Genomic DNA, 18,318 nt, shown 5'->3' with positions numbered 1-18,318 from the left:
TCATCTCATTTTTTATTTAACAGAAATCACCCATGGCTAATTCACGACAAATCGTCGCATTAAACGTAGGTTCCCAGAGAGTTTCAATGGGCGTCTTTTCCAAGACCTCCAAAGACGCCCTTATCCTGGACCGCTATGCTACGCGCCTCGTAGTGCTGGACCCGTCGGCGGAAGGCTTGCGCCTGACGAAAATAGGGGAGGCAATCGCCGACCTCGTCCAGGAACTCAATGTCAAAGGCAGCGTTGCCAACTATTCCGTTTCCGGGCAATCCGTTTTCATCCGCTTCGTCAAGCTTCCGGCCCTGGACGATACCGATGTGGAACAGCTCATCCGCTTTGAAGCCCAGCAGCACGTCCCCTTCCCGCTGGATGAAGTGGTGTGGGACTACCACCTCCTCCCCGCCAAGGGCCTGGAACGGGAAGCCGTCCTTGTAGCCATCAAGGCGGAAGATCTGGATTCCCTTAATGACGAAATCGTCTCCCACAACCTTTCCACCGGCAAGGTGGACTGCGCGCTGACCTCCCTGTACAACGCGTATGTGGACAGCTACCCGGATGAAAAAGAGCCGGTGATGCTCATCGACATCGGCGCCAAGTCCACGGACCTGATTTACAGCGAACAGGGCCGCTTCTTCACCCGCAGCATTTCCGCGGGCGGCATCTTCGTCACTTCCGCCATCGCCCGGGAATTCAACGTTCCCTTCATGGAGGCGGAACGCCTGAAGACCACCAGCGGCCTCGTTTCCATGAGCAACGGACAGACGGAGGGGCTGGATCCCGCCACGGCCAACCTGGCTACCGTCATCCGCACGGCCATGACCAGGCTGGCTTCCGAAATCCAGCGCACCACCAACCATTACCGCGCCCAGATGAACGGAAGCGCTCCCGTGAAGGCCTACCTGTGCGGCGGCGGCGCGTCCCTGCCCTACACCAAGGAATTCCTGGAAGACAAGCTGGGCATTCCGATTTCCTTCTTCAACCCCATGCACAACGTGGGCGTGGGTTCCGGCGTGGACGTGAACACCATCTCCCGTGAAGCCTTTATCCTGGGCGGCCTGATCGGCACCGCCGTCAACGCCATCGGCAGGGCTTCCCTCAACATTGACCTGGAACCCACGGCAATTGCCAAAAAGCGCGCCAACCAGAAGAAGATGCCCGCCATCATCGCCGGAGCCGCCATCGCCGTTCTCGGCGCCGCAGCCTATGCCGTCACCGGATATATGGGCGTGCAGAAGGCGGAGGAAACCCTCGCCGGCGTGCACCCCACCGTCACCTCCATCAAGTCGGAGCAATCCGCCCTGCGCCAGAAGGAACAGGAGCTGAAAAAACTGGACGCCACCCTGGCCTCCTACCAACAGCTCACACTACAGCGCTACGGATATGCGGACATCATCAAGCACCTGCTGGAACAGTCGGAACACAAGGATTATCCCTACTGGTTCACGGACTTCGAACCGCTGGCCCACTTCAATCCGGAGGATACCACCCAGATCACAGGCTACTCCGTTATCAAGGATTCCTTCACGTCGGATAAAAACACGTCCCTGGTGGACGACATCAGGATGGAATCCTCCGCGAACACCTCCAGTGAAGATGAACCGTCCGTTTACAGCGTTAACGCCGTGCGCCTGACCGGGTTTGTCCGGCGCAGTCTGGGCGGCCAGAGAATCATCCAGGACCTTCAGGCAAAAATAGACGGGAACAAGGAATCCCTGTTCACCTTCAAGCCCGGAGACGTAAAGCTGGAAGCCCGCCAGATCATGGAGCTGGGAGCCAAGGACGCCAAGGTAGACGCAGCGGCAGGGGCCTTTGTCCCCTTCAAGCTGGTGCTTCCGTTAAAAACTCCCATTCCCGTGAACTTTAACAAATAAGATTACCCAACCCGAACAAGACATATTTTATGAGCAATTGGATTACAGACAACAAGCCCGCCGCCATGGTGGCGGGCGTGGGGCTTCTCTTATTCCTGGGGTTATCCGTAACTGGGTACATCGTCAATTCCAAACGCAGCGAGCTGGACAAGAAAATCAGCGTCGCCTCCAAGGAGATCAAATCCGCCAACGCCGCTGAAATCACGCCGAGCCGCGCATCCAATGAGGAGCTGGAAAAGGAACTGAACCGCTATGCTAAGGCGGTCACCAGCCTGGAAACGGCATACAAGCCCTTCCTTGCTTCCTCCGCGCTGGTTCCCACCACGCCCACGGCATTCCAGAATGAACTGAAAACGTTCAGGGACGCCCTGATCGCCTCCTGCAAGAAAAAGAACATCCTGATCACGGACACTTCCTCCTGGCTTGGCTTCCAGGTTTACAGCACCCAGGCTCCGTCCGTGCAGGCGGCCTCCACGCTGGGCTTTGAATTGAAAGCCGTCAACAGCCTCGTCAACAAGCTGACGGACTGCGGACTGTCCAAATTCATCAAGGTGTACCGTCCCCAGCTCCCCATTGAAAATCCGGCGAACAATCCGGAAGAGGACGCTGACGAGCCCAACCAGGCACCCTGGACTCCCATGCCCCTGGAAATCGCCTTCCAGGGCAACCGGGAAAGCGTGCTGAAAGCCATGAACGCTATTACGGACTCCCAGGATTACCTGTTCACGGTTAATTCCATCCGGATCCGCAACGAGCGTATGATGCCTCCCCCCATCGCCAATCCGGCAGCGGCCAAACCTGCCGCCGCCCAGCCCGCTGCGGGAGCGGCATCCCTGACGCCGGCTGATGAAGCGGCTGCGCCCGCAGCACCGGCCATCCAGCAACTCATCAAACCTTACATGGGCAAGGAGCAAATCTTTGTCCAGGTCTCCCTCAACCTGGTCCACTTCAACCAGCCCAAGGCACAGGAACCGTCTGAAGATTAATTACGGCAACCAACCGCAGCAAATACTTTCAACATGTCTGAAAAACAAAACTACGACAAAATCCTGCTGGCCTCCGGCATCGTCCTGGGCCTGGGGGTAGCCGTCTATGGTACGGTGACCCTTCTGGGACTGAATGACAAGTACAAGTTCACCACGCAGGTTTCGGAAAAGGCGATTGAACCTCCTCCCGGCATCAAGAAAGCCGCGGAAGTCAATCAGGAGCTTTCCGCCTCCCATGAGCTCAAGCCCATTGCGCAGGAAACGCAGCAGTACGTGGGCTTCGTAGCTCCCAATCTCTGGATCAAGGAAGGGGGAATGGAACCCTTTGACATTATTTCAGGACCTCCCATCCACGGCAACATCCCGAACAAATGGTTCCTGGACAACGGTCTGGAAAATGAGTTCGTTTACTCGGACGTCCTCACCCGGGACCCTGACAACGACGGATTCACCGTACAGGAGGAATATGAGGCTAAAACGCATCCCAATGATCCGAACAGCCACCCACCCCTCGTCAACAAGCTCTTTGTGGACGAAATCAAGCAGTTCGGCTTTTACCTGGCCTTCACGCAGTCGGACGGCAATGACTTCACCTTCAAGGGCATGAACCGCGCCAGGCAGGAGCTTTGGAGAAACATTGTCCAGCCCAACGGCAAGTTCGGCACCCGCAAGAACACGAAAGACGAACCCAGGTTCGAGCTTGTCAGCGTCGCCAGCAAGGAATTCAAGAACCCCAGCCTGGACATGGTGGAAACGGACGAGGAAGCCGTCGTCAAGGATTTAAAGCCGACCAAAAACGGCCAAACCTACACCATCAGGCGCGGCACAAAATACGTCATTCCAATCATTGATAAGAAAGTAAACCTTACTATCGCCGCCGGCCCCGAACGAGATACCAGCTTTGAAGTGGAGGAAGGCGCCGACTTCCAGATCCCGGGAGACACCAAACAGACCTATACGCTGAAAACCGTTGATAATGCTACGCAGACCGTAACCATTGCCAACAAAACCACTGGAGAACAAACAACACTGAGCAAGAAAAAATAGACCCGGATTTAAACTTTTCTGAAAAAAAAGCTTCACAAATCCGAAAAACATGTAAAAAGAAGAACCTAACTATGGACCACGCACCACTTTATCAACCGAAGCGTTCCCTGATCGCGCTGATGGCCATTGCTGCCTCCTGCCCGTTTGCGCAGGCTGGTGATGGCGGCGCCGTCGGAACCTCCAGTGCCTTGGGATCGTCCTACGCCGGACCGGGCAGTTACTACCAGTCCGATGCAGCGCGCATAGCCATGGCCCGCCGCGAAGCGCAGACCCAGGAAGCCATGCAGCTCCTTGCAGAAGGCCGCAACCTGTACCGCGAAGGCAAGTACAAGGAAGCCCTGGACAAATACAATGCCGCTTACAACATGCTGCCCTCCGCGCCGATCAACGACCAGCGCAAGGAAGCCATCGCCAACCACATTGGCGACGCCAGCATCGCCGTTGCTCAGGAATACATCAAAGTGGGCCGCTATGACGAAGCCGACAAGCTTCTCCAGGACGCCATCAAGCTCAATCCCCGGAGCGCCAAGCTTGCCAAGCAGACGCTCGAATACATGAAGGACCCGATTCGCACGAATCCGGCGCTTACACCCGAACACGTCAAGAACGTGGAAAAGGTGAACACCCTCCTTCACATGGCCTATGGTTACTATGACCTCGGCGACTACGACAAAGCCATCGCCGAATTCAACAAGGTTCTTTCCATTGACCCGTACAACGTGGCAGCCCGCCGCGGACAGGAAACGGTCAACCGCCGCAGAATGGCCTATTATGCGGCCGCCTACGACGAGACCCGCAGCACCATGCTTGCGGAAGTAGACAAAATGTGGGAACGCCCCATTCCGATGGAAGTCCCGACGGGAGCCGACGGAGCGGACAACGCCCCGATCACGGATGTCAACGGCGCCACGGCCAACCTGATGAAGCTCAAGAGCATCATCATCCCCTCCGTCTCCTTTGAAGACACCACCGTGGAAGACGCCATCGACTACCTGCGCAAGAAGTCCATCGAACTGGACCGTACGGTAGGCCCGAACGGCGAACGCGGCATCAACTTTGTTATCAACGACTCCCAGCCCGCAGCCGTTACTCCGACAGCTCCCGCAGCTGACGACGGCGGCTTCGGCGAGGAATCAACGGACGTCACGGAAGTCGCTCCGGTTGCCGCTCCGCAGGAAAGCATCCGCACCCGCAAGATCGGCCAGCTCAAGCTGACCAACGTTCCCATGCTGGAAGTGCTCCGCTTCATCTGCAGCAACGCCGGCCTGCGCCAGAAGGTGGAAGACTATGCCGTCACCATCCTTCCTGCCGGCGGCAATGACGTGGATCTCTACCAGCGCACCTTCTCCGTGCCTCCGGGCTTCCAGTCCGCTCTCCGCACCACCGTCGGCGACGGCGGCGGCGACGTCAGCGAAGACCCCTTCGGCGGCGGCGGTGAAAGCTCCTCCGGCCTCAAGCCCATGCCCTCCATCCGCAGCCTGCTGCAAAAGAGCGGCATCAGCTTCCCGGAAGGCGCCACGGCATTCCTTGTCAACGGCAACTCCTCCCTGGTCGTCCGCAATACCTCCGGCAACCTGGACCTGATCGAACAGCTCATTGAAAACACCCGCGGCGAATCCCAGCAGGTGCGCATCATGACCAAGTTCGTGGAAGTGACCCAGGAAAACACGGAAGAACTCGGCTTTGACTGGATCGTTACGCCGTTCTCCGTCAGCAACGACCGCAGCACCTTCCTGGGCGGCGGCACGAACTACGGCACCGGCCTCGTTCCTGATGACTTCACCCAGTCCCCTGGCGGCGTAAGCGGCTGGCCCGTGAACAACAACAGCACCAATACGGACGGCAACGGCCTGATCAACGGCCTCGCCACCGGCGGCAACCGCACGGGCGACTACGCCATTGCCAAGAACTCCGTGGACAACCTGCTGAACAGCACCAGCCGCACTGAAGCCACCAAGAAGAATCCGGCTCCCGGCATCATGTCCCTGACGGGCATCTATGACGAAGGCGCCTTCCAGATGCTGATGCGCGGCCTGTCCCAGAAGAAGGGTTCCGACGTTCTCACCGCTCCCAGCGTGACCGCCAAGTCCGGTGAAACCGCCAAGATTGAAATCATCCGCGAATTCTGGTACCCCACCGAATACGAACCCCCGGAACTTCCCAACAACGTGAGCAGCTGGGGCGGCGGCAACTACAATAACCGGAACAACGTTCTGGATGACCTTGTAGGCACCGAAAACCAGGCCCAGGTCACCAGCTTCCCCGTCACTCCCGCCACTCCCGGCGTGTTTGAAATGAAGCCCGTCGGCGTGACCCTGGAAGTTGTGCCCACCATTGGTGACAACAAGTACATCATTGACCTCAACTTCAAGCCCAGCATCGTGGAATTTGAAGGCTTCGTGAACTACGGCAGCCCGATCCAGTCCACCGGCGTTGGTTCCAACGGCAAGCCGATGTCCCTGACTCTGACGGAAAACCGCATTGAGCAGCCCATCTTCTCCAAGCGTTCCGTTGAAACGTCCCTGTTCATCTACGACGGCCACACCGTGGCAATCGGTGGTTTGATCACGGAAAACGTGCAGACGGTGGAAGACAAGGTGCCGATCTTCGGTGACCTGCCTCTCATCGGACGCTTCTTCCGCAGCAACTCCGACAACCACATCAAGAAGAATCTGATGATCTTCGTGACGGGACAGATCATTGACGCCACGGGCCAGCCCGTACGCGGCAACGCCCTTCCCACCGCGGCCGCTCCGGAAAGCGCACTGCCTGCTTCCGAAGGCCTGCTGCCTCCCATGTAGGCGGCGTGCATAACGTCCATATTGGAGCGGGTGAAAGGGTGAACCTTTCACCCGCTCTTTATGTCCCATACATACCCGGTTTTTCCCTTCCCTCATGAAGACGCTGATCGTGACCGGCGGAATCGCCACCGGAAAGTCCACCGCCATCCGCCTGCTGATGGAGGAGGGGGGGCCGCGCCTGCGCCTTTTTGACTGTGATGCGGAGGCAGGCAGGCTGCTGGACGGCGGCAGGCTCAGGGAGAGGCTCTCCCGCGCCTTCGGACCCGCCAGCGTGGATGAAGACGGCCGCGCGGACAGGAACTTCCTGCGGGAGCTTGTCTTCCGGAATCCGGAAAGCCGCAGGACGCTGGAAGGAATCATTCACCCCCTGCTGCACCAAGAATGTCTTGCGCAAATGCGGGCGGCGCGTCAGAATGCGGCGGTAGCCGGGTTTGTCATTGACGTGCCCCTGTTTTTTGAAACATCGGCGCGCTACCACCAGGATGCCGTGTGCGTGGTGGCCGTTTCCCGGGAAACGCAGAAGACCCGCCTGGCTCTCAGGAACGGATTCCGTGAGGACATGATTGAAGCCATTCTGGCGGCCCAGCGTCCTATCATGGAAAAAGTGGCCGCGGCCGATTTCGTCCTCTGGAACGAAGGACCGCCGGACCTGCTCCGCCAGCAAATCCAAAGACTCTACCAACATTTTTTTCATGACTGAAGAACTCGACAACAAGCCCCTCCCCTCCGGAGAGGATCCGCAGGCGGCTCCCCCCAAGCCCCTTCCCGCACCGGAAGGGATTTCTGAGGAACATCCGGCTGCCGCTCCGGAGGAAAACGCAGGGGATACGGCCTGCGCTCCGGCAGTCCCGGCCCGGGCGGAGGAAGCCGCCGCTCCCGTTCCGGAACAGATTGACATCAATGAACTGCGGGAACGCCCCCTGAACGATCTTCAGGAGATGGCGGAAAGCCTCCCTATCCGGAACGCGGCCTCCCTCACCAAGTCCCAACTGATTTTTGAGCTGGGAAAGCAGCTTCTGGCAAAGGGCCATGAAGTAGTCGTCTCCGGAGTCATGGAACAGGCCAAGGACAATTACGCCATGCTGAGGGATCCGGTCAAAAGCTTCCGCACCTCTCCGGATGATATTTACCTGGGCGGCAACCTCATCAAGCCCCTGCACCTCCGCGTAGGCCAGCAGATCAAGGTCAGGCTGCGCAAGCTGCGTCCCCATGACAAGTACCTTTCCGCCTCTTCCGTCATCAGCGTGGAAGGCATCCCCGCAGAAGAGTACCGGGCGCGCAGTGACTTTGAACGCCTCACCCCCCTCTTCCCGAAGGAACGCCTCCTTCTGGAAAACAAGGAGGTCAATTCCGCCGCCATGCGCGTGCTGGACCTCATGACCCCCTTCGGCAAAGGCCAGCGCGGCCTGATCGTGGCGCCCCCGCGCGGCGGCAAAACCGTTCTTCTGAAAACAATCGCCCGTTCCATCAGGGCCAATTATCCGGAAGTGGAATTGATCGTGCTGCTGCTGGACGAACGCCCGGAGGAAGTAACGGATTTTGAAGAAACCGTGGATGCTCCGGTGTACGCCTCCACCTTTGACGAGCCTTCCCGCCGCCACGCCCAGGTTTCCGACCTGGTCATTGAGAGAGCCAAGCGGCTGGTGGAAATGGGCAAGGACGTCGTCATCCTGCTGGACTCCCTTACCCGGCTGGCCCGCGGCTACAACGCCAACCAGACGGGAGGACGCATCATGTCCGGCGGCCTGGGTTCCAATGCGCTGGAAAAACCGCGCAAGTTCTTTTCCGCCGCGCGCAACGTGGAGGAAGGCGGCAGCCTGACCATCATCGCCACGTGCCTGGTGGATACGGAGTCCAGAATGGATGAAGTGATTTTTGAAGAATTCAAGGGAACGGGCAATTTGGAAATCCGGCTGGACCGGGAGCTTTCCGAACGGCGCATTTATCCGGCCATCTCCCTTTCCCAGAGCGGCACCCGCAATGACGACAGGCTGTACAACGAACAGGAGTTCGTCAAGATCATGCAGCTTCGCCGCCAGCTCGCCATGAAGCCGGGCTGGGAAGGCCTCCAGGCCCTCCTGCAAAATATCTCCAAGACACAGAACAATGCGGAACTCCTGCTGACAGGGTTGCGTTAAGGTTCACCTCCCTTTTTCCGTCTTTACCGCCTCCGTTCCCTCACCGGGACGGAGGTTTTTTATGGAGATGTTCCCCGTCATTTCCGGGTTCCGCGGCAATATCATGGACATCATGGACATCATGGACATCATGGACATCATGGACATCATGGACATCATGGACATCATGGACATCATGGACATCATGGATAGCATGGATAGCATGTTTGCCGGGAGCCGCTCCGCCCGGAACAAGGGGGTGGAGTGAACGGATTCTCCTCCGTCACGCGTCCAGTTTTACCCGGAAAATACGCATGGAGTTGCCCACCGCAAGCAGGCAGACGCCTACATCCGCCATGACGGCGGCCCACATACCGGCCAGCCCCAGAATACCCAGCACCATCACCAGCAGTTTGACGCCCAGGATGAGAACAATGTTCTGCACGATAATGCGCTCCGTCGCCCGTGACAGAACCATCCCCTGCGGAACGGCAACGGGATCTCCTTTCATCACCACCACGTCCGCAGCCTGGAGAGCCGTATCAGACCCTACGCCGCCCATGGCTATGCCAATGTCCGCGGCAGCCAGGGAAGGAGCGTCATTCATGCCGTCCCCCACAAAGGCGAGCAGGCCTTCTTCCGGCTTCAGCCGTCGCACGTGCTCCAGCTTGCCGGCCGGCATCAGCCCGCTGAACACCTCGTCCAGCCCCAGCTTGCGCCCCACCTCCGCACCGGCGGAGGAGGAATCCCCCGTCAGCATCACCAGGTTGGAAACGCCCAGCGCCCTCAATTCCCGCACCGCCTGTTCCGCCCCCGGCTTGATCCGGTCAGACAGGCGCAAGCGCCCCAGCGGAACGCCGTCCAGAGCCACGTAAATGGTTACGCCGCGATCCTCTTCCTCCCCTGCCTCTACCCCCGCCTCCTGAAGAAAAGCCTTTTTCCCCACCAGCACGGCCTTCCCTTCCACACGGGCGGAAACGCCGCCCCCCGTTACTTCCACCAGCTCCGCCACACGGTCCGGGAACAGGCTGCCTTCATACGCCTTTACGATGGAACGCCCCAGCGGGTGGGAGGCGGAGCTTTCCGCGTGCGCCGCCCAGTACAGCAGTTCCTCCGGCGTTACTCCGTCACGTGGAAGCACTTCATCCACGGAAAAGACGCCCTCCGTCAAGGTTCCGGTCTTGTCAAACACCACCGTCTTCACTTTCCGCAGGGCATCCAGGTAGTTGCTCCCTTTCAGCAGAATTCCCTGCCTCGCCGCCCGCCCTATCCCGGCAAAGAAGCCCAGCGGGATGGACAGCACCAGCGCACAGGGGCAGGAGATCACCAGCAGCACCAGCGCGCGGAACAGGCCGTCCGTCCAGCTTCCGCCCGTGACGAAGGGATAAAGCAGGAACACCAGAACGGCAATGGAGATCACCAGAGGCGTATAAATGCGTGAAAACGTGGACAGCCTTCCTTCCAGGGGGGATTTATGGCCGGAAGCGGCTTCCACCAGTTCCTGGACCCTCGCCAGGGCGGAATGCCGCCAGTCCCGGTCCGTGCGCACCTCCAGCACGCCCTGTCCGTTGATGTACCCGGCCAGCACGGTGCTTCCGGCCCCGGCCTCCACCGGAAGGGATTCACCGGTCATGGCGGAGGTATCCAGGACGGAATTCCCTTCCGTCACCGTGCCGTCCAGCGGGACACGCTCTCCGGGGCGCACTTCAATCACGGAACCGGGCCGGACCTCCGCGGGAGGAACGTCACGGACAGTGCCGCCCTCCCTCACATGGACGGATTCAGGCCTCAGGTTCATCAGTTCGCTCACGGACCGGCGGGAACTGCCCACCGCGCGCTCCTGGAGATATTCTCCCACGCGGTAGAAAAGCATCACCCCGACGGCTTCGGAATAATCCCCCAGGAACATCGCTCCCAGGGAGGCAATGCTCATCAGGAAATTTTCATCCATGGCACGCCCGTGCCTCAACCCCAAAAAAGCCGCCTTCAATACATCCCAGCCTATCAGCAGGTAGGCCGCCGCATATGCAGCCATGCCGCTCCAGGAATCGCTTCCCATCACCAGGGCGGCGACAAACAGGGCGATGCCCAGCACGGCGGGCACGGGCCTGATGGCGTCTCCAGAGCCGCAGCAGCTTCCTGAACAGCACCCTCCGGCGCAGCAGGAAGCTCCTTGTGAAAAATGTTCGTGGGAATGTTCCATACTCATGACCTGTTCCGCTTGTACGCCTGCGTCTACGCTATGGCAAGCCCTATGTTAGTTCAATCTAACAAAGAGCTTTTGCTACTTCTTCTTTCTTAAAACGTTCCAGAACTCCCTGCCCCAGGAATTCGTCCATCGCCATGGCGCCGGCGCCCAGCAGCCCCGCTTCCGCGCCAAATCTGGCGGGCAGGATTTTTAGCTCCTCCATGTGCATGGGGAACAATTGCTCCCTGAGGTTCTTCAGCAGGGGCTTCATGAGCAGGTCTCCGGCCTTGGCAACCCCCCCGCCAATGATGAAGGCGTCCGGCACCAGCGTGTACATCAGGTTCATGATGAGACAGGCCAGCATTTCCGCCGTGTCCTCCCATAGCTGAAGGGCGATGGGACAGCCCGCGCGGGCGGCTTCGTCCAGGTCCCTGGGCGTGCATTCGTTCACGGTTTTGACGATTCCCGCCCCGGCATACCGTTTGACCGCCTCCGCCGCCAGTTCGTTGTTGCCGATATATTCTTCAATGGCTCCCCGGTTGCCGAACGGGCCGGGCTTGCCCTGGTAATGGATGCTCGTCTGGCCCAGCTCCCCGGTGGAAAGCCGTTTCCCCCGGAGGATGCGGTCATTCACCACAATGCCGCCGCCAATGCCCGTCCCCATGGTCAGGCACACCAGGCTGGACATGCCGCGCCCGGCGCCCAGCTTCCATTCCGCATACGCCATGCAGTTGGCGTCATTGTCCAGCACGACGGGGAGGCCCAGCGCCTGCTCCATCAGCTCCTTCACCGGAACTTCATGGTCCCATACCCGGACATTGGTAAGCTGGTAAAGAGTCCCCCTGTAGTAATCGCACCATCCCGGCATCCCCATGCCCATCACGCAGGCGGACGGGAATTGCCCGCGCAGGTTCAGGGCCGCCGCAATCATGGCCTCAATAATCGCCTGGGGACTTTCAAACATGGCGGTGGGGATGCGGTCCGCCGTCGCCAGAATACGGTCCCCCGCCGTCACGCCCATTTTGATGCTCGTACCGCCGAAGTCCACGGCCAATGCGCAGGGTTCTGAAAAGCTCATGGTTCATACTTATGCCACGCACCCCCTGGAATCAACGCAAAAACGCATTCACACCCATCCCTTTCCGCGGCATGCCGAACTTCTTGTATAAAATACAATAAATATCCTCCAGAAAGGGCTTGCCAGGGATGCGCCGTCCAGTCCATGATAGGCGCCGTGATGATGGAAATGCCCGGTTCGGACGAATGGTTCATGCGCCAAGCCATGAAAGAATCCAGAAAAGCCCTGGTGAAGGGGGAGGTGCCCATCGGGGCCATCGTGGTGAAAGACGGCCGCGTGATCGGCCGTGGCTGGAACCAGGTGGAGGCCCTCAAGGACGCCACGGCCCATGCGGAGATGATCGCCCTGACGGCAGCCCAGGAGGCGCTGGGCGACTGGCGGCTGGAAGGCTGCACCTTATACGTCACCAAGGAACCGTGCCCCATGTGCGCGGGGGCCATCGTCCACTGCCGCCCGGACAGGGTGGTCTTCGGCTGTCCGGACGCCAGGACCGGAGCCGCGGGAGGCTGGATCAACCTGCTGGATTCCAACCCTCCCCTCAACCACAAGTGCGAGGTGCGTCCCGGCGTTCTGGGGGACGAATGCCTGCACCACCTCCAGGAATTTTTCCGTGCGGCGCGGCTGGCGGCCAAAGAACGGAAGAAGCTGGCTGCGGACTCCCCCGCAATTCCGGATGAAAACGGGGAAGACGGCCCCGAATAAAGCACTTTGCATTTGCCAAAGCAGCGGACTCACGGCAAGCTAGCGGGGCTATGGAACACCGGAACGACAACGAGACTGCGGAAGGGACGGAACGCAAGCCGTCCTGGATCAAGGTGCGCCTGCCCAACGGCCGGGAATTCTGGGACGTCAAGCAGCTTGTGGAAGGCAAGCACCTGTTCACCGTCTGTGAAGAAGCCCACTGCCCCAACCGCTACGAATGCTGGAACCAGGGCACGGCCACTTTCATGATCGCCGGGGAGCGGTGCACGCGCGCCTGCGCCTATTGCGCCGTAAAAACCGCCAAGCCCTTTCCGCTGGACCCGGAGGAGCCGCAGCACGTGGCGGACGCCGTCGTGCACATGAAGCTGCGCCACGCCGTCATTACCATGGTCACCCGGGACGACCTTCCGGACGGAGCCGCCGCCCACTTCGCCCAAGTAATCCGGGCCGTCAGAAAAGCCAGTCCCTCCACCATCATTGAGGTGCTGGCCTCGGACCTGAATGAGAAGCCCTCCTCCATCCGGACGCTGATGGCGGCACGTCCCCACATCTTCGGCCACAATCTGGAAACGGTGGAACGCCTGACGCCCATCGTGCGCTTCCGCGCCCAGTACCAGCGCTCCCTGCGCGTCCTCCGGATGGCGCTGGACTGCGTGGACGGCAAGGTTTCCACCAAAAGCGGCATCATGCTGGGCCTGGGAGAGACGGAAGACGAGCTTTTCCGGTCCATGGACGACCTGCTGGAACACGGCGTCACGGTGCTGACGCTGGGGCAGTACCTGCGCCCCTCCCGCAACCACCTGCCGGTGGTCAAATACATCCATCCGGACGACTTCGTCCGTTATGAGGAGGTCGCGCGAGCCAAGGGCTTCAGGCACGTGGCGTCCGGGCCGCTGGTCCGCAGCTCCTACCATGCCGCCAATTTCACCCCGGAAGCGGACGTGCTGGAGGCCATTAACGAAGATTTGAGAAAGGCCGGCGAACTTTAGAATAAATCTTGATATATTAACCCTTCCCTTTTACCATACAGGCAATTCCACGTCATTGAGAATCTCATGAGCAAAACACGTTCCTTCATCACGGCCGGGGCCATTCTGGGTGGCACGGTCATCGTGACGGCGGCAGTCGCGCCCCTGTTCCTGCCGAACCAGAATATCAAGCCCCTGACATCCGCCCAGGCGGCGGAAATCACCGCACATACCATGAACTCCAAGTGTGCGGACTGCCATAAGCCCGGCACCCACATTTCCGAATTGGTGAACACCCTTTCCGGCGGCCTGCTGGCGCGCCACATCCGGGACGGACAGCGCAGCTACAACATGGATGAACCGCCCACTGCCGTGACCCTTTCCAAACTGGAACACGTGCTCCAGATCAATTCCATGCCACCCACCTCCTACACCATGGTGCACTGGGGCAGCACGCTCACCCTTCCGGAAAAAGCAGCCATGCTCCAGTGGGTCAAGGATGAACGCCTGAAAATCTTCGGCGACATGGTGGGCAAGGAGTACGCCATCACCGCCATCTCCCCCATTCCAGACGCCCTTCCCACGGATCCGGCCAAGGTGGCCCTAGGCTATAAGCTGTTCCATGACGTGCGCCTCTCCACGGACAATACCGTTTCCTGCGCTTCCTGCCACTCCCTGGAGAAGGCCGGCACGGACAACCTGGCCACCTCCACCGGAGTCCGCGGCCAGAAGGGAGGCATCAACGCCCCCACCGTCTTCAACGCCGCCTTCCACACCAAGCAGTTCTGGGACGGACGCGCCGCCAGCCTCCAGGAACAGGCGGGCGGACCTCCCCTGAACCCGGTGGAAATGGGTTACGAACATCCGGACGACTGGAACCAGATCGCCGCCAAGCTGAACCAGGACACCGCGTTTGCCGCGGAATTCAGGAAGGTTTATCCCCAGGGCTTCAACGGAGAAACCATCACAAACGCCATCGCGGAATATGAAAAGACCCTCATCACGCCGAACAGCCCGTTCGACCGTTATTTGAAGGGTGATGAAAACGCCATCAGCGAGAATGCCAAGAAGGGCTACAGGCTCTTCCTCAAGCTCGGTTGCCAGACCTGCCACACCGGCCCCGCCATGGGCGGCCAGTCCTTTGAATACGCCGACCTCAAGGGAGACTTCTTTGCCGGACGCGCCAAGACCAATGACGACAACGGCCTGATGAACTTTTCCAAGAAGGAATCAGACAGGCACAGGTTCCGCGTTCCCACCCTCCGCAACGTGGAGCTTACTTGGCCGTACATGCATGACGCCTCCGCCCAGACGCTGGAGGAAGCCATCACCAAGATGTACCACTACCAGCTCGGCTACGACAAATTGGACAAGAAGGAGGTGAGCCTGCTGGTGGCCTTCCTGAAAACCCTGACCGGGGAATACAACGGCAAGCCCGTCCAGGGCGAAGTCTGCCCCGCCTCCTGAGCCAGAGGAAAGCATTTTTTCCAGCCGCGCCATGAACCTTCATGGCGCGGCTTTTTTGTATTCCCCCTTCCGGCTTATTGCCGGAAAACCCCCGTTTCCGGCTTTTCCTCCGCGTCATACTTAGATTAAACTAATGGGTAAATGATTCATGATGAATAATTTTTATCCAAATTGAAAACACAGGCGCATAATATCATTGACTTACTAGTTTGATGAAACTAACTTTCTCCCGGATTTGATTCATACACACACCATGCCACTCTCCATGCTCAACATCGGCGATATTCGCCAGGTTAACAAAATTCATGGCAGGGATGAAACCCGGCGTTTTCTGGAAAGCCTGGGCTTCGTTGCCGGCAGCACGGTTTCCATCGTTTCTGAAAACGGCGGAAACTTCATCGTCAATGTCAAGGGGTCCCGGATAGCTCTCAGCAAGGCTCTTGCCTGCAAGATATTCGTGGCCTGAACCTTCTCATCCAACAATCAGCCATCATTCTATGACCAAACACCGTACATTAAGAGACGCCCTGATCGGGGAAACCGTGACCGTCGGGAAACTGGCGGGGGAAGGCCCGGTCAGAAGGCGCATCATGGACATGGGAGTCACCAAGGGAACGCAGATTTTCATCCGCAAAGTCGCCCCCCTGGGAGATCCCATTGAAGTCACTGTCCGCGGCTACGAACTCTCCATCCGCAAATCGGAAGCCGAGAACATCCATATCCATTGATTCCGCCCTTATTACCGCACGTTTCCTGACCTGACAGCAAGACGGCGCACCCATACATCAAGACAAGGAAACATCCATGAGCAACATTACCATCGCCCTGGCGGGCAATCCCAACTGCGGAAAAACCACTCTCTTCAACGCCCTGACAGGCTCCAGCCAGTACGTCGGGAACTGGCCCGGCGTTACTGTGGAAAAAAAGGAAGGCCGCCTGAAAGGCCACAAGAACATCATCATTGAAGACCTTCCGGGCATTTATTCCCTTTCCCCCTACACCCTGGAGGAAGTCGTCAGCCGGAATTACCTGGTCACGGACCATCCCTCCCTCATCCTGAACCTGGTTGACGGCAGCAACCTGGAACGCAATCTTTACCTCACCACCCAGCTTTGCGAGCTGGGCGTTCCCGTCATCATCGCCCTGAACATGATGGACATTGTCCGGAAGCGCGGCGACCGCATTGACACGGAAAAGCTTTCCCGGGATCTCGGCTGCCGGGTGCTGGAAATCAGCGCCCTGAAAGGGACCGGAATCCGTGAACTGGTGGACGCCGTCGTAAAAACGGCCACCTCGGAGGATGCCCGGGCCCCGCGCGCCGTGCACTTCCCGGACCGTCTGGAAAAAGCCATCGGGGAAATAGGTGAAATAATCACCGGCAAATGCCTGGACCAGCAGAAAAAATGGTTTGCCGTCAAGGTTTTTGAAAGGGACCAGAAAGTCGCGGACCAGCTCGCGCTCACCCCTGAGGAGCAGTCCCGCATCAACGGGATCATTGAAGCCATGGAACAGGAGATGGATGACGACAGCGAATCCATCATCACCAACGAGCGCTACAATTCCATTTCACGCATTACCGCGGATTCCGTCGTCAAGGCCGGTATCGGCAGCCTGACGGGAAGCGACAGGATCGACCGCATCATCACCAACCGCTGGCTGGGCCTCCCCATCTTTGCCGTCGTCATGTGGGCGGTGTATTACATTTCCATCCAGACGGTGGGCGCATGGGGAACGGACTGGGCCAATGACACCTTCTTCGGGGAATGGGTTCCGGAATGGGTGGGCGGCCTGCTGGAAAGCGCCAACTGCGCCCCGTGGCTGGAAAGCCTGATTCAGGACGGCGTGATTGCCGGCGTGGGGGCCGTCCTGGGCTTCCTGCCGCAGATGGCGGTGCTGTTCCTGTGCCTGGGTATTCTGGAAGATTGCGGCTACATGGCCCGCGTGGCCTTCATCATGGACCGCATTTTCCGCAAATTCGGCCTTTCCGGGAAGTCCTTCATCCCCATGCTCGTTTCCATGGGCTGCGGCGTTCCGGGCATCATGGCCACCCGCACTATTGAGAATGAAAAGGACAGGCGCATGACCATCATGACCACCACGTTCATTCCATGCGGAGCTAAAACGCCCATCATCGCCCTGATTGCAGGCGCCTTCTTCCCGGAAAATTCCTGGGTGGCCCCGGGAGCCTACTTCATCGGGGTGGGCGCCATCATCCTTTCCGGCCTCATTCTGAAAAAGACCGCCATGTTCTCCGGGGATCCCACCCCCTTCGTCATGGAACTTCCCATTTACCACGTTCCCGCCTGGAAGAACGTCATCATCCACGCGTGGGAACGCTGCAAGGCCTTCGTGCAAAAAGCCGGGACGGTTATCTTCGTGTCCAGCGCCCTGATCTGGTTCCTTTCCAGCTACAACTGGAAGGTTGATTCCGTGGAGCAGAATGACAGCATGCTGGCCTCCATCGGCAACGTGGCCGCACCCGTCTTCCAGCCGCTGGGCTGGGGCGAATGGAAACCTACCATGGCCACCATCACCGGACTGATTGCCAAGGAAAACGTGGTCGGCACCTTCGGCGTTCTGTATGCGGACGGCAGTTCCGGGGAAGAGGCGGAGGAAGAACCCGCCGAAACGCAGGAAATGTCCCCCGCCGGCCAGGAGCTCCAGGCATCCCTGGAGGGCGCCTCTGAAGAAGCTGCCGCCGAGGAAGCCGCCGCTGAAGAGGAGGAAGATGAAGACGCTGAAATCAGGGAAACCGGGGACCGCCTGGTCCAGGCGGGAGCCTTCACGTTCCTGAGCGCCTTCTCCTTCATGATTTTCAACCTTCTCTGCGCCCCCTGCTTTGCCGCCATGGGAGCCATCAGAAGGGAAATGAACAGCGCCAAATGGACTTTCTTCGCCATCGGCTACATGTGCGCCCTGGCGTACTGCCTGGCCTTCCTGATTTACCAGATGGGAGCATGGCTTTATGCGGAAGCTTCCTTCGGCATCGGGCAGGGGCTCGCCGTATTGCTCCTGCTGGGCCTCATTTACCTGGTGGTGAAGAAACCCTCCGTACCCTCCAAATAACCCTCATACCCACTCCTAACCCCCTCA

15 protein-coding genes are annotated in these 18,318 nt (G+C 59.1%); 13 read left to right on the top strand and 2 right to left on the bottom strand.

Annotated features, from left to right (window positions below; all coding sequences use genetic code 11):
- Positions 1 to 32: 32 nt before the first annotated feature.
- From mul2B to J5W70_RS06250, 7 genes are all read left to right on the top strand, one after another.
- Positions 33 to 1,871 (top strand): Amuc_1101 family PilM-like pilus complex protein, encoded by a 1,839-nt coding sequence (gene mul2B, locus J5W70_RS06280; protein ID WP_022398191.1) that lies wholly within the window; start codon positions 33 to 35, stop codon positions 1,869 to 1,871.
- 29 nt (positions 1,872 to 1,900) lie between these two features.
- Entirely contained in the window at positions 1,901 to 2,857 is a 957-nt protein-coding gene (locus tag J5W70_RS06275; RefSeq protein WP_022398192.1) for an Amuc_1100 family pilus-like protein, read from the top strand.
- A gap of 33 nt (positions 2,858 to 2,890) precedes the next feature.
- Positions 2,891 to 3,904 (top strand): Amuc_1099 family pilus-like system protein, encoded by a 1,014-nt coding sequence (locus J5W70_RS06270; RefSeq protein ID WP_022398193.1) that lies wholly within the window; start codon positions 2,891 to 2,893, stop codon positions 3,902 to 3,904.
- Positions 3,905 to 3,975: 71 nt separating this feature from the next.
- Positions 3,976 to 6,705, top strand: coding sequence for an Amuc_1098 family type IV pilus outer membrane protein (locus J5W70_RS06265; protein ID WP_022398194.1), 2,730 nt, complete (start codon positions 3,976 to 3,978; stop codon positions 6,703 to 6,705).
- A gap of 94 nt (positions 6,706 to 6,799) precedes the next feature.
- Positions 6,800 to 7,405, top strand: a complete 606-nt coding sequence (coaE, locus tag J5W70_RS06260) for a dephospho-CoA kinase (protein ID WP_022398195.1) — start codon at positions 6,800 to 6,802, stop codon at positions 7,403 to 7,405.
- On the top strand, positions 7,398 to 8,843 hold the full coding sequence (gene rho / locus J5W70_RS06255) for a transcription termination factor Rho (RefSeq protein WP_022398196.1): 1,446 nt from the start codon (positions 7,398 to 7,400) through the stop codon (positions 8,841 to 8,843). The genes coaE and rho overlap by 8 nt, the downstream gene beginning before the upstream one ends.
- 103 nt (positions 8,844 to 8,946) lie before the next feature.
- The gene (locus J5W70_RS06250; RefSeq protein WP_215841950.1) at positions 8,947 to 9,090 is read left to right on the top strand and encodes a hypothetical protein; all 144 of its coding nucleotides are present in this window, start codon (positions 8,947 to 8,949) and stop codon (positions 9,088 to 9,090) included.
- Between the two features lie 15 nt (positions 9,091 to 9,105).
- Here the strand turns inward: J5W70_RS06250 and J5W70_RS06245 are convergent, their stop codons facing one another.
- Both J5W70_RS06245 and J5W70_RS06240 read right to left on the bottom strand, forming a co-directional pair.
- Positions 9,106 to 11,031, bottom strand: a complete 1,926-nt coding sequence (locus tag J5W70_RS06245; RefSeq protein WP_022398198.1) for a heavy metal translocating P-type ATPase — start codon at positions 11,029 to 11,031, stop codon at positions 9,106 to 9,108.
- A 58-nt stretch (positions 11,032 to 11,089) separates the two neighbouring features.
- Entirely contained in the window at positions 11,090 to 12,088 is a 999-nt protein-coding gene (locus J5W70_RS06240; RefSeq protein ID WP_022398199.1) for an ROK family protein, read from the bottom strand.
- Positions 12,089 to 12,232: 144 nt separating this feature from the next.
- On the opposite strand from J5W70_RS06240, the gene tadA reads away from it, so the two are divergent.
- The 6 genes from tadA (at position 12,233) to feoB (ending at position 18,291) form a co-directional block, all read left to right on the top strand.
- Positions 12,233 to 12,790 (top strand): tRNA adenosine(34) deaminase TadA, encoded by a 558-nt coding sequence (gene tadA, locus J5W70_RS06235; protein ID WP_022398200.1) that lies wholly within the window; start codon positions 12,233 to 12,235, stop codon positions 12,788 to 12,790.
- Complete coding sequence (gene lipA, locus J5W70_RS06230; RefSeq protein WP_257228125.1) at positions 12,787 to 13,779, top strand: lipoyl synthase; 993 nt, start codon at positions 12,787 to 12,789, stop codon at positions 13,777 to 13,779. The genes tadA and lipA overlap by 4 nt, the downstream gene beginning before the upstream one ends.
- A 66-nt stretch (positions 13,780 to 13,845) precedes the next feature.
- On the top strand, positions 13,846 to 15,225 hold the full coding sequence (locus tag J5W70_RS06225) for a cytochrome c peroxidase (protein WP_022398202.1): 1,380 nt from the start codon (positions 13,846 to 13,848) through the stop codon (positions 15,223 to 15,225).
- A gap of 253 nt (positions 15,226 to 15,478) precedes the next feature.
- Positions 15,479 to 15,691: a FeoA family protein gene (locus J5W70_RS06220; RefSeq protein WP_022398203.1), complete on the top strand. Its 213-nt coding sequence runs from the start codon at positions 15,479 to 15,481 to the stop codon at positions 15,689 to 15,691.
- A gap of 31 nt (positions 15,692 to 15,722) precedes the next feature.
- Positions 15,723 to 15,953: a FeoA family protein gene (locus tag J5W70_RS06215; protein WP_012420130.1), complete on the top strand. Its 231-nt coding sequence runs from the start codon at positions 15,723 to 15,725 to the stop codon at positions 15,951 to 15,953.
- Positions 15,954 to 16,029: 76 nt separating this feature from the next.
- Entirely contained in the window at positions 16,030 to 18,291 is a 2,262-nt protein-coding gene (gene feoB, locus J5W70_RS06210; RefSeq protein ID WP_215841949.1) for a ferrous iron transport protein B, read from the top strand.
- Positions 18,292 to 18,318 lie beyond the last annotated feature (27 nt).

The sequence above is a fragment of the Akkermansia massiliensis genome (assembly GCF_018847375.1).
Classification (GTDB): domain Bacteria; phylum Verrucomicrobiota; class Verrucomicrobiia; order Verrucomicrobiales; family Akkermansiaceae; genus Akkermansia; species Akkermansia massiliensis.
This window is presented reverse-complemented; position numbering and strand designations above follow the sequence as displayed.

Coding starts and splice junctions, on each gene's coding strand:
- J5W70_RS06215 (WP_012420130.1), top strand. CDS start 15,723: ATGACCAAACACCGTACATTAAGAGACGCCCTGATCGGGGAAACCGTG.
- J5W70_RS06225 (WP_022398202.1), top strand. CDS start 13,846: ATGAGCAAAACACGTTCCTTCATCACGGCCGGGGCCATTCTGGGTGGC.
- J5W70_RS06275 (WP_022398192.1), top strand. CDS start 1,901: ATGAGCAATTGGATTACAGACAACAAGCCCGCCGCCATGGTGGCGGGC.
- J5W70_RS06245 (WP_022398198.1), bottom strand. CDS start 11,031: ATGAGTATGGAACATTCCCACGAACATTTTTCACAAGGAGCTTCCTGC.
- coaE (WP_022398195.1), top strand. CDS start 6,800: ATGAAGACGCTGATCGTGACCGGCGGAATCGCCACCGGAAAGTCCACC.
- feoB (WP_215841949.1), top strand. CDS start 16,030: ATGAGCAACATTACCATCGCCCTGGCGGGCAATCCCAACTGCGGAAAA.
- mul2B (WP_022398191.1), top strand. CDS start 33: ATGGCTAATTCACGACAAATCGTCGCATTAAACGTAGGTTCCCAGAGA.
- tadA (WP_022398200.1), top strand. CDS start 12,233: ATGATAGGCGCCGTGATGATGGAAATGCCCGGTTCGGACGAATGGTTC.
- J5W70_RS06270 (WP_022398193.1), top strand. CDS start 2,891: ATGTCTGAAAAACAAAACTACGACAAAATCCTGCTGGCCTCCGGCATC.
- J5W70_RS06240 (WP_022398199.1), bottom strand. CDS start 12,088: ATGAGCTTTTCAGAACCCTGCGCATTGGCCGTGGACTTCGGCGGTACG.
- J5W70_RS06220 (WP_022398203.1), top strand. CDS start 15,479: ATGCCACTCTCCATGCTCAACATCGGCGATATTCGCCAGGTTAACAAA.
- J5W70_RS06265 (WP_022398194.1), top strand. CDS start 3,976: ATGGACCACGCACCACTTTATCAACCGAAGCGTTCCCTGATCGCGCTG.
- J5W70_RS06250 (WP_215841950.1), top strand. CDS start 8,947: ATGGACATCATGGACATCATGGACATCATGGACATCATGGACATCATG.
- rho (WP_022398196.1), top strand. CDS start 7,398: ATGACTGAAGAACTCGACAACAAGCCCCTCCCCTCCGGAGAGGATCCG.